The organism is Lactiplantibacillus sp. ME-2 (assembly GCF_022549155.1).
GTDB classification, from domain to species: domain Bacteria; phylum Bacillota; class Bacilli; order Lactobacillales; family Lactobacillaceae; genus Lactiplantibacillus; species Lactiplantibacillus plantarum.
The window spans coordinates 1-10,518 of sequence record NZ_JAKZEQ010000056.1 but is presented as its reverse complement, the minus strand read 5'-3'; the positions used below and the strand labels follow the sequence as shown (position 1 = coordinate 10,518).

The following is a 10,518-nucleotide window of genomic DNA, read 5'->3' as shown; positions in this document are numbered from 1 at the left end:
AGCCTTAACATCTGCTTTATTTGGCATAAGTTACCCCTCCTCATCTTCAAAAATACCATTCAGTATGGGAGCCACTTTTGTTTGAATTGAGGTCGTGCCATAAAGGGCAACGTAACCGTCAGACAATTTTTGCCAAGCCACTTGATAATAGGCTCCGTTACCAGTGATTTCTTTTAGATACTTGTAGGTTCCTTTAGCCTGCAAAACTGGTAATTCACTCCCAATGACTTCTAATTTATTATCCATTTTATGATCTCCTTTGCTTTGCTAATCTCACCCGTTGTTTAGGTTTACTTTTGGCTTTATAAAAGTGAACCTAAACAACGGGTTCACCAACCCGCAACAACGTGCAGGGCGGTAGGCAGGTTCTAATCAAAATCAAAACTTAATTTATGACCGTCAAGTTTTAGCTTGGCGTCAAACGACTTACCTTTTTTGCTCTTGAAACCCTTTAATTTGCTGGTTTCCCCCTTGGTGACCAGCGCTTTAATTGCGGTCTTACCAAGCGTCTTGCTACTCCATTTCTTGGGTAGGGTAAAGTCCTCGCCTTGCTTGGGTTTCACAATGTAAAACTTTTGTTTATTTATGACAGTTACTTGTGGTGTTTCTAAGAACACCTCGGCAACTTTTTGCGCTTGCTGTTGGTGATTGATTTGTTGCTTAATGGCTGCATTGCCGGTTAATTGTGTGGGAACATCAGCGATTAACTTCGCCACAAACTTCTTGATTTGGCTCAAAAAATTATCCGGAGTGCGTTCTTCGGTACTGATTTGCTGTAACGCTTGCTCCCATTTAGCCGTCATTTCTGGGCTAGTTAGCAAGGGTTCGAGTTCAACCGCTTTACATAAAGTAATTCCGGCTTCACTGACGTGTAGCTTGTTCTTTTCAGTGACGAGATAGCCGCGTTTCTTTAACACTTCCAGCACATTGGCCCGGGTTGCACTTGTCCCAATGCCTTGCACATCTTTAAGAATCGCTTGGGCTTCTTCATCATCAAGCGTTTTGCCGGCGGTCTTCATGGCCGTAATCAGGGTACCTTCGGTAAAGGGTACCGGTGGTGTCGTTTCTTTTTGCGGTGTTTGCAGATTTGCTTGGACTTGATCACCTTGGTGAACGAGCGGTAAAGTTGCTACTTCTTGCTGCTCGGTTTTGGTTTCATCAAATAAAGCTTGCCAGCCTTGCTTAGTTGGGACCTTACCGGTTGCTTTAAAATTGGCGTCACCAACTTGGGTAATAATGGTGGTTTCCTCGTACTCGTACGGATCAGCAAACATCGCTAACGTCGTTCTTAAAACCAAGTCATAGACTTGTTGCTGTAATTTAGGTAAGGCAGCTAATTGATCTTTAGTCGGGACGACTTTAGTCATAATAATGGCATAGTGTTCTTCAACTTTTTTCCCATCAACATAGCGTTTGTTCGGAGTGGTATTGGTTAAAGCGACTGGCTTAGAGACCAAACCCAGATACTTCGTCAGATTAGCCACTAAATAATCAAATTCTTCATCAGTGATATAAGCACAATCCGTTCGGGGATAACTGAGCAGTTTGTCTTCGTATAAGCTTTGAATGGCCGCTAAGGTTTGGCTGGCGCTGGCGTGATAACGTTTATTCATGGCACTTTGGAGACTGGATAGTGAGAATAGTTGGGGACTAGCACGCTTTTTAGCCTGGTTTTGAATGCCCTTGATTAAACCAGCCTGTGATCCTTTCTGAACGTGTTTAGCTTGCATGAATGTCATTAGCCCTGTTTCGTCTTTAAATCGCTGATAGGGGTCTAATTTTGCAACGAATTTTTGCTAATTAGCAAGAATTTCAGCATTTAGTTCAAAATAGGGTTTCGGCTTAAAGGTTTTGTTTACCTGGTCTCTTTGATAGACCATACACAAGGCTGGCAGCTATACGTAACTAATCGAGCACGCTCTACGTACCAAATTTTTCTCAATATAAAATACATTATGGGCTACCATTCATACCAATTAACCAGTCGCTAATTTTGTGATTACAAGTGCATGCCCCAATCTTCATGCCGGTTCCGGGTTTGGTGTTGTCGCTGCTTTTTCGTCATTTCCCACTCGGTTTCTTTCAGTCCACGTTCTTGCTTTTGCCGTTGGTAATCTTCATCACGAGCATATAGAACAGTCATGATCGCATCACTAAAGGCCGTCTTTAAGTAATAGTCTGGACTAACTGGCTTGTAATTTAGCGGTTGATAATGTCCAATATTTACTTTTCTATACTGGTCGTCCTTGGCTTGTTGCCCTTTTAACTGCATTTGGATTTTCTCGATCTGACTGTTCTTAATCGTCGGATCGGCTTTGCATTCGCCAAAAAAGAGTTGTTTAGTGCCATCATGCTTTAAAACCCGTTGTAAGTGATGATTTTCTAACTGATCTAAGCTAAGCTGTCCCGATAAATAAGCTAGTCCTTGTTGATGCTCTTGGGGACTGAACACCTGTGGTGGATTTGCTTGCCACTGTTCAATTGTTTCAGCCTGACATGGCTTTAAAACAGGATCATAGTACATCACGGCTGTATAGGCTTGTTCCTGTTTAATCATTGGTAATTCATTAAAATTGCCGTTAGGAAAGGCTCTTCTTAAAACTTCCTGGTATTGGGTTTGAATAACTTGCTTAACAGCCATGATTGTTCGCAAATCTTTGACTGCGCGAGTAATCTTTTGCTGCTCGGTTGGTGAATACTTCTCTAGTAGACCTTGATCAACGCGTTCTAGACTTTCTAAGCTATCATCATGAATCATCAGCGTATATTTAAGCTCGATTTTGACTTCCTTTTCTTGTTGCATTAATAACTGCCAGCTGGTATATGGCCGCTTGGTAAAGGTCAATAATTGTCGGACCAATAAATCATCACGAATATTCATTAAACGTTCGTTTAATTCACTGCCTTTGAAAATCGTTTGTTCACTATTAGTTTCTTTAATCAATTCCCGTCGTTCAGCCGCGGTTGTCTGTTCAAAATCAAGCTCTGGATAAAGTTTTTTAGTCGTGCGATCAACTACTTTATTTAAGAGTTCATCTGCTTTTTTTAGTGAACTTTCTTGTTGGTTAATCGTCAATAATTGCTTAGTGACATCTTCACCAAAAGCGTGCTTAATTAAGGTACTGTTTTTCCAATTAAATAGCATGCGCCGCTTATCATCTAAACTTTCCAAACTAATATAAGTTTTCAGTTCGTGGCTTAACTCTTTGACCACTTTTTTCTCGTTAAACGAGAAGTGTTTACTTAGGCTATCCACGTGGCCTCGATTAACTACTTTCTCCTGCATATTTTTATAGCCAGCTTTGGACTTACGATAGTTCTTAACTTGTTGATTAAATGCCTTTCTTTCATGCCGTTTGCTATTGATTCCCTCGTGTTGCATTGGTGTGTCAGCTATTCCCTGTTCCACAAATGATTTTTCACTGATCCGATCAGGAAAGTTTTTTTGCTCCAAAGCCTGATTTACACTTGCCGCCCAATTGTGCCGCCATTCAGTTATTTTTTCTTTTTTATCCCAATCGACCATCAGTATCTTTCTACTCTTAGGGTACTTGCTAGTTCCGGTATATGTTTTGTTGCCATTATCATCTAAAATATATTGCTTTTTGCTCTTAATTCCCCATGTTCCATCTGAATTAAACGGCCGATTAGTTAACATCACATGAGCGTGCGGATTATCTGGGTGGTCGCGATGAATTGCCACGTCGGCTACCATGCCCTCATCAACAAAATTTTCTTGCACATATTTTGTCAGTAATTCTTTCTGTTCGGATTCACTTAATTCTACCGGTAAAGCCACGTTAAACTCTTTTGCATACCGTGAGTTTGATTTACGATCTTTCTTTTCAACTTCATTCCACAACTGCTCTCGATCACTCGCCCATTCAGGTGAATTTTTTGGCGTCAAAATAAAGCTTTCTGGCATGATCGATCGGGCATAAAAATAGTGGCGACCTTCCTTATCATCAAATAGCTTTTCACCACTTCGATAAGCGGCACTGGCAATCGCACTTCGTCCTTTACCAGCACTAATATTACTAAAACTCATGTGGAATATTGCCATGTCAGTCACCGTCTTCCTTTGATTCTATGGGTTTTGACCTTGTTGTCGCCATCGGCGACTTCTAATACAGGATTTTAGCACGATTTACCCCACAAGAATTTAGTGGGGTGTAAGTGCGCATTGACCTCGTTTCACTCGATCTACTGGTTCCCTTAACTCTACTTTTAGAGTATGACTTTCGCTTCGCTATTTCAAATTTAATACTTTGACTTAACGTTTTCCTTATGATATAGTATCCATGATTATTTTCAAATATGATTGGAGGGATAATCATGTCGCAAAGTAACTTAGAAAAACAAGAATCCAAATTAAAAGCCCTTAACCAAAAAATCAAGGACGAAAAAAATAAGATTGAACAACGATTAGGTAAACAAATTATTAGTCAAGCAAATTTAGATTATGCTAATTTGTCTAACGATCAGATTAAGCTTTTAGCCAAGCAATTTACTGAATTTTTAAAGGTAAAGTCCGTAGATCATTAACCATACGCGATGGGGAAATTCTATGTCTAATCAATATGAAAAACTAGTCGAGCAGCAAGCGCGTTTAAAACAAAAAATAGAGCGGGAAGATTTTAAATTACGGCAATCTAAATATTATGAAAGCCGGCAAGACCGCAAAGCTCGTTCTCGCCGATTAATTCAAAAAGGGGCTTTGCTTGAAAAATATTTTCAAGCTGATAACCTTTCGGTCGAACAAACCGAAGAGCTTTTAAAAACATTTGCCGATTACGTTAATGCCCATAAGCCGAATAAGCTCAAAAACGATCAACCTAATAACTAGGCCGATCGTTTTTATTTTCTGGATCATTTTTTGGCTTAATTTCTGGGTTTTGATCCGCAAAATCTTTTAATTGTTCTTGGATTCTTTTACCAATTTCGTCTTCAACTGATTTAAGCTCTAAGTTTGCTCTAATTTGTAATCCTTGAATGCCATTGTCATATGTCCACCGTTTAATTTTAGCCATGTCATTAGTTCGATAATAATTGGCAATTAGTTCGTTCCATTGATCCCACTTATCTAACGGCACATTGATTAAGCCTGCACCACCGTCAATCATAATTTTATTAGCACTTAAAGTCGCCGTCCTTTTGTTCCCGTCCCAAAAGATTTGTTGGCGCATATTATGATACATAACAGTCAATGCTTTATCAGTGGTCGTTGTTTGCGGATCAGCCAAAATTTTTTGTAAAAAGGATTGTTCTTGTTTTTCGTTAATTAAGGGTGGTTCAAAAAAGTCTTCACTGCCTAAATCAACTCCTCCTTTTCCTTGCCGTAATTCTCCTGGTACTAAGGCGTCTTCCGCGGCCACAATCTTGTTAATTTGTTTTTCCATGGTTAACGTTAAAGGGGCATTTTGATCAGTGATATATTGCCACCCACGCTTTAAGTTAACAATTGTCAAAATATCTTCAACAGGAACGCCTGCCACACTCATGCCGTCCATAATGGTTTGTGTTTGCGGCAAAGTGGTATTTACGCCTTCAAAGCGGGCATTAGTGTGCACTAGCTTGGTAAAATTTGTTCGAGCAAACCGTTTGTTTTCTGCAACTGTAAATTGATACTTGTCCATATATGCTTGTGTCTTAGTCATATTTTGTACCTCCTTTTCATTCCAACCACTGATTCATTGACTCGTCCATGTTAAATCACGAAATGCTTTTCGTTGATAATTTTTTCTTGCCGTTTATCTAAGAGGTAAGTGTGTAACGCGTCAAACAACTTGCGCTTATCAGGGTCTGGATTATGTGCTGCTTGTTCCCAAATGCCTTGAATATTGACTGTCCAGGGGTCAGCCAACAATTGCTCTATTTTTTCGACTTCTTTGCTTGGTTTGGTCATTTAAAAAACTCTTTCCCATCTTTCTAGATTAGTTATCGCCTATTCAGCTATTTAAGGCACCTATTTCAGCTTCTAAACGGTTTTAAACCAGTTTTAATATAATTATGTGTCGAACACTTAAAACGGCTTAGATGAGCTTATATGCTGTTTAATTCTAAAAGCGCTCATTGTCAGCGTTTTGCTCTTCGGGGTGTTTGGCCGCATATTCTCTAGCCGCTTGTTTATTCCACCAAACCCCAAATAGGTTTTGCATGGTGCCGTACAAGTAGTTTTCAACGTTCTTAATGTGCTTCTCATTGCTTCTAAGAGCGTTAAAGTAGCGTCTCAAGGCTTTGGTCATTAAAGGCTTCAGCTCATCATCATTTGGATTAAAACCCATATGTTTTTGATACAAAAGGTTTGCGTCCATTAATTCGTGTTTAATCTTATTGATTTTATTATTTGACCAGTTTCGTAAATCTTTTAGTTCATTGTTTGTGTATATGAAATATACGTTGTTATTTTCGTCAACCCAATTATTGCTTAGTGAGTAACTTAGACGATCGCGTAACACCGAATAAAGTAAAATGGCACTATCGCTAAGATCCTTATATTTTTCTCCTTGGAGTAAGATCTGCGGCAAAGCGTAGAACTTTACTTCATAGGCTCTTTTAGCATTTGTAAAGTTAAAGTTTGATTGATCCATAATAAAAGCTCCCTTTCTTAACTGACACAGGCCGTCTTAAAAGAGAGTTGCTAAAACATCTGACTTGTTTTAAAATACAAATCTGATATGCTTTAACTGAATTACAAAGCGAACATTGGACGTGATCGGCTTTGTAAATTCACCGGCATGTGTCTATTCTGGGTTGCCTATACGGCAACTTTTTTAAATTTCTAACAACAAAAATGGACTAAATAGCATTGGTTAGCTACTTAGTCCATTGGATTTAATTTGTTTTTAACTATCCTTCACTTGTCCCATAGGACTGGTTTGCGGTATAATTAATCTACAAATTAAGAACAATGTTCAGACGATTTTAACTTGGCGGTCTAAATTGTCTGAATCTAAGTAGCTCTCTATTAGCTACTTGCTAAACCTAAAATCCTCGATTCCTCGTGAATCGGGGATTTTTCTGTTTAGCTTGATCTCTTTATTTGGTTGTTAAATTAATCTTAGTCTAGCATAGCGCTTACTTACAGGCAACCGTATTTGGTTCAGTGCACTTTACTAGCTTTTACCTAAGCACAAATTAATCAAACAAATAAATTGTATGTTTACTTGTTTGATTAATTATTTATTTAATTACTAAATTGCATCTATGATTGAAGCTAAGAATTCTGAACGATTTTTAAATCCGTTTTTTCGGGCAGCCGTATCCATTTTTTTTAGTTGGCTTTCAGTAATTGAGAAGGTAACTGATCGCTTACGCTCTACTTCCTTTCGGCTGATATTTTTCAAAAATGCGACTGCATCTTTCTTGTTGTCTTTCAATGTAGTTTCGTAACTTTCTCTCATTTCTTCGTCTTTTTTATGATTGAATGAATCTAAACTCATAATCTAACTCTCCTTACTTGGTTTTATTTGCTAATTCTTGAAAAAGATGATCGGCGTGTTCTATGAACTTTTGATTTTGCTTTAAAATGGATTCATCATGATTGGCTGATTCAAATATTGAAGCGTGCCTTGCAGTAGCTTTATTAAAGAGCTCTCTTTCAGGAATTATAGTTGCGACTGTTTCATCGCCTTCTATGTGTTTTAGCAAATCGCGAGACATGCTTGTATTATGTCTAATCATATTACCGATAAAGAAAAGCTTTGCATCAACGTAAGTTTCGCCAGTTCGATAATCAAAAAGTGATTTTCTGAATTTTTCGAGTCGTGTTTCTAGGTCAAACTTGGCATTGTAGCCATGTTCACTGGGTGTAATGGGACTAAGCAGGTAATTACTGATAGCAATAGCGTTTTTAGTGATGGTGCTAAAATCTGGGTGCGTATCAATTAAGATATAGTCATAGTCGGTTAAGCTTAATGAATCGGAGTTATTTTTAAACCACATGAACAACATCATTTCTTTGTTACTGTTATTTTCTAGATAACTTCCTAAAACATCTAGGTCTATAAAACCGGCTATTAAATCTAGATTCGGTCCGACACTGTCAATTTTTACTTTTTGAGCATTGTCATTTTCTTTAAACGCTTCAGCGATGGTATTGTTTCGTCGTGTCTTTTCAAAAACGGTTGTTAAATTGCACTGATGGTCTAAATCGATTAATAGAACCTTCTTACCATGTTTGGCTAACCAATCACCATAATTTAAAGTCAAGGTTGTTTTACCAACACCACCCTTGATAGCAGTAAAAGTAATAATCTTCATCTTGATACCTCCTCCATCTAGCTTAATTATATCATTAGCAGACAAACAAATAAACAATTTATTAAATAATTAATGCAATGGTTTTGGCCGGCTTAATCACGTACTTCAGCAATATCAACATCACTCATTCTCGGCTGATAAGGCTTAAACTAGTCTGATATGCTTAACACTTCTTTACTGTATATTAATTTAAGTGTACACCGTCAGGCTTTTTTACTGTCTAAATTTAACTAGCACCACGCGTATGAGTATTATAATTGAAAATACTAAAAATAAGACTTATGGTTTGCTTGTAAATATTTTTATATAATTCGTAGACTAAGATTTTGCTACTTTAGGAGGTCGATGAACAATGAAAAACAGAAAATTAGGGTTAGTTCTATTGGCAAGTGCAATTTTAACTGCCACATATATACCAACAAGCAGGGCTTCTGCAGATACTACCCAGTTAAAACAAACTAATGTCATAAAGGATGCTGATCAAACAACTGAAACAGCAAAATTATCAGATTCAGAAAATAATCAATTGACTGAGAATCAAATTAATCAACTTGATCCATATGTAAAAGTTGTTAATAATCAATACGTATTACAGCTCCCTGAAAATAATAATGTTTCTCAAAGCATGGTTACAGAAATAGAAGATGAGCTTTCACAAGTCAATGCTGACATTAAAAGCAACGGCTATACTATCAAGACTAATGATAAGACATATGGAGCTTCAACAAGTGCAGCATTCGGTGTAGTATTGGCCAAGTCTTCATCAAATCCAACTATTAAACGTTTTTGGTGGGGGATTAGGGTGTATATGCGCAATAAGACAGCAGTAAATAAAGAGATAGCAGAATTCAAAAATGGTCAAGCTATTGCTGAATTTGGATCACTTGTATCTCCACCAGTCGGAGTTACCCTTTCTGTCTATTTTAGCAATATAGCAGATCACCTGACTAATATGAGAGATGCTCATCCGCATAGTAAACTTTATATGGACATTAATCGTTTTGGCGTTTATAAAATCAAAACGTATTAATTTAGAGAGCCTGTCTAAATTATGTTCCATAGTGCTAATACAAATAAGCAACGTCTAGGAGGAATATAAATTGTCATTAACTGAATTGGGAAGCTTTGTACTGCTTATCTCATTGGTATACTGGTGGTTTTTAATGTGGCATTCATTTAAACTAACCAGGAAAACGTTAGTAATTTTAAATACCGTTGGCACTGCCTTAATGACCGTTTTGACGTGGCCCATCACCTATGGAATGTTACTGATTCCGATTTTAATTATTTACGCTGTATCGACTTTTATCATCTTTAAATTACCACTGGCAGCCAAATAGTATGAGAAAAAGCTTTTGGCTTCGCACAACCCTAGTTGTAATTCTTTTAATCATACTGTGGGCAAGTAATCACTACGATTTTCCATATCATGATTTAGTTGGTTATATTCTGGTTGTTGTTGGCGTATTAGTTGGGATCTTAGGTGATCGTGTTGACAGTAGTAGGAAAAAATAAGAGGCTGTGACATAAGTCTCCACAAATAAGGCGGTCCAGTGAGAATCCGAAGATTCTCACTGGACCGCCTTTTGATATAATGGAAAATAAAAAAGGCATCGGTCACACCCGATACCCACAGAAACAATCATGGTAGCGATGTCTTTGGGAACTAAGTTATTTGATCAAGTTGGCGCAGTTTCGGTTACTTTGATTGGCCTCTTAGTCATAGCAGCTAGTTTACTACTCTTGTCGTTTATCACCACCACAACGCCTAAAGCTGTTATCATTACTTTCCTAGTGATCAACGGTGTTGGTTTTGGGTTCTCTTCGGTTTCGTTAGTGGTCTCGGTTAAGCATTTGCCCAAAAATAAAAGTGGGATTGTTTCAGGAATTGTTAATGCAGCGCGTCAAATTGGCACCTGTTTAGGAATTGCAATTCTAGTAATGGTCTTTGATAATAATGTCAATACAGCTAGCAGCATATGCATCAAGATACCATTCAAATTGTTGATCGACAGCAATTATCACCAAAAGTAAATAAAGTGGCTCATCAACAATTGAACAGCCTATTTTCCACTACTGGATCAGCCAAATTAACAACTAAAAATAAACAGACGAGCCTAAGACGTGCCCTTAAACAGGCGGTCAAATCTCAAGTTGGTTTACCACAGCCCCAAAAGGGAACTGATCTTCACCAGGTCTACCAAGCCCAGAAGAAGTTAGCACTAGCTACTGACAACTTAAAAGCGGGTAACCAGC

At 37.9% G+C, this 10,518-nt stretch carries 11 protein-coding genes and 2 pseudogenes; 5 read left to right on the top strand and 8 right to left on the bottom strand.

Annotation, left to right across the window (positions count from 1 at the left end; genetic code table 11):
• Positions 1-30 precede the first annotated feature (30 nt).
• From MMY95_RS14315 to mobQ, 3 genes and pseudogenes are all read right to left on the bottom strand, one after another.
• Positions 31-246, bottom strand: coding sequence for a hypothetical protein (locus tag MMY95_RS14315; protein ID WP_241277749.1), 216 nt, complete (start codon positions 244-246; stop codon positions 31-33).
• Positions 247-368: 122 nt separating this feature from the next.
• Positions 369-2,025 (bottom strand): annotated as a pseudogene (locus MMY95_RS14310) (DNA topoisomerase).
• Positions 2,000-4,063 (bottom strand): MobQ family relaxase, encoded by a 2,064-nt coding sequence (gene mobQ, locus MMY95_RS14305; RefSeq protein WP_241277748.1) that lies wholly within the window; start codon positions 4,061-4,063, stop codon positions 2,000-2,002. The pseudogene MMY95_RS14310 and the gene mobQ overlap by 26 nt, the downstream one beginning before the upstream one ends.
• A gap of 254 nt (positions 4,064-4,317) precedes the next feature.
• Between mobQ and MMY95_RS14300 the strand changes: the two genes are divergently transcribed.
• Both MMY95_RS14300 and MMY95_RS14295 read left to right on the top strand, forming a co-directional pair.
• Complete coding sequence (locus MMY95_RS14300; protein WP_241277747.1) at positions 4,318-4,545, top strand: hypothetical protein; 228 nt, start codon at positions 4,318-4,320, stop codon at positions 4,543-4,545.
• A gap of 22 nt (positions 4,546-4,567) precedes the next feature.
• The gene (locus MMY95_RS14295; RefSeq protein ID WP_057904517.1) at positions 4,568-4,846 is read left to right on the top strand and encodes a hypothetical protein; all 279 of its coding nucleotides are present in this window, start codon (positions 4,568-4,570) and stop codon (positions 4,844-4,846) included.
• On the opposite strand, the gene MMY95_RS14290 is transcribed toward MMY95_RS14295, so the two are convergent.
• The 5 genes from MMY95_RS14290 to MMY95_RS14270 all read right to left on the bottom strand — a co-directional run bounded on the left by MMY95_RS14290 (position 4,836) and on the right by MMY95_RS14270 (position 8,262).
• Positions 4,836-5,657, bottom strand: a complete 822-nt coding sequence (locus MMY95_RS14290) for a Fic family protein (protein ID WP_064618883.1) — start codon at positions 5,655-5,657, stop codon at positions 4,836-4,838. The genes MMY95_RS14295 and MMY95_RS14290 overlap by 11 nt on opposite strands.
• A gap of 50 nt (positions 5,658-5,707) precedes the next feature.
• The gene (locus MMY95_RS14285; protein ID WP_063204059.1) at positions 5,708-5,905 is read right to left on the bottom strand and encodes a hypothetical protein; all 198 of its coding nucleotides are present in this window, start codon (positions 5,903-5,905) and stop codon (positions 5,708-5,710) included.
• Positions 5,906-6,059: 154 nt separating this feature from the next.
• Positions 6,060-6,590 carry a replication initiator protein A gene (locus MMY95_RS14280; protein WP_241277746.1) on the bottom strand — a complete coding sequence of 177 codons (531 nt, stop codon included), beginning with the start codon at positions 6,588-6,590 and terminating at the stop codon, positions 6,060-6,062.
• A 603-nt stretch (positions 6,591-7,193) separates the two neighbouring features.
• The gene (locus MMY95_RS14275) at positions 7,194-7,442 is read right to left on the bottom strand and encodes a ribbon-helix-helix domain-containing protein (protein ID WP_002825834.1); all 249 of its coding nucleotides are present in this window, start codon (positions 7,440-7,442) and stop codon (positions 7,194-7,196) included.
• Between the two features lie 13 nt (positions 7,443-7,455).
• Positions 7,456-8,262, bottom strand: coding sequence for a ParA family protein (locus tag MMY95_RS14270; protein WP_241277745.1), 807 nt, complete (start codon positions 8,260-8,262; stop codon positions 7,456-7,458).
• 352 nt (positions 8,263-8,614) lie between these two features.
• On the opposite strand from MMY95_RS14270, the gene MMY95_RS14265 reads away from it, so the two are divergent.
• The 3 genes and pseudogenes from MMY95_RS14265 to MMY95_RS16120 form a co-directional block, all read left to right on the top strand.
• Complete coding sequence (locus MMY95_RS14265) at positions 8,615-9,292, top strand: hypothetical protein (RefSeq protein ID WP_131470633.1); 678 nt, start codon at positions 8,615-8,617, stop codon at positions 9,290-9,292.
• Positions 9,293-9,362: 70 nt separating this feature from the next.
• Positions 9,363-9,602, top strand: a complete 240-nt coding sequence (locus MMY95_RS14260; RefSeq protein ID WP_022638442.1) for a hypothetical protein — start codon at positions 9,363-9,365, stop codon at positions 9,600-9,602.
• A gap of 298 nt (positions 9,603-9,900) precedes the next feature.
• Positions 9,901-10,518 (top strand): annotated as a pseudogene (locus MMY95_RS16120) (MFS transporter); the annotation flags it as partial.

Excerpts from the sequence above, each read along its gene's own strand:
- MMY95_RS14285 (WP_063204059.1), bottom strand. The coding sequence starts at position 5,905 with ATGACCAAACCAAGCAAAGAAGTCGAAAAAATAGAGCAATTGTTGGCT.
- MMY95_RS14275 (WP_002825834.1), bottom strand. The coding sequence starts at position 7,442 with ATGAGTTTAGATTCATTCAATCATAAAAAAGACGAAGAAATGAGAGAA.
- MMY95_RS14270 (WP_241277745.1), bottom strand. The coding sequence starts at position 8,262 with ATGAAGATTATTACTTTTACTGCTATCAAGGGTGGTGTTGGTAAAACA.
- MMY95_RS14300 (WP_241277747.1), top strand. The coding sequence starts at position 4,318 with ATGATTGGAGGGATAATCATGTCGCAAAGTAACTTAGAAAAACAAGAA.
- MMY95_RS14265 (WP_131470633.1), top strand. The coding sequence starts at position 8,615 with ATGAAAAACAGAAAATTAGGGTTAGTTCTATTGGCAAGTGCAATTTTA.
- MMY95_RS14280 (WP_241277746.1), bottom strand. The coding sequence starts at position 6,590 with ATGGATCAATCAAACTTTAACTTTACAAATGCTAAAAGAGCCTATGAA.
- MMY95_RS14290 (WP_064618883.1), bottom strand. The coding sequence starts at position 5,657 with ATGACTAAGACACAAGCATATATGGACAAGTATCAATTTACAGTTGCA.
- mobQ (WP_241277748.1), bottom strand. The coding sequence starts at position 4,063 with ATGGCAATATTCCACATGAGTTTTAGTAATATTAGTGCTGGTAAAGGA.
- MMY95_RS14315 (WP_241277749.1), bottom strand. The coding sequence starts at position 246 with ATGGATAATAAATTAGAAGTCATTGGGAGTGAATTACCAGTTTTGCAG.
- MMY95_RS14295 (WP_057904517.1), top strand. The coding sequence starts at position 4,568 with ATGTCTAATCAATATGAAAAACTAGTCGAGCAGCAAGCGCGTTTAAAA.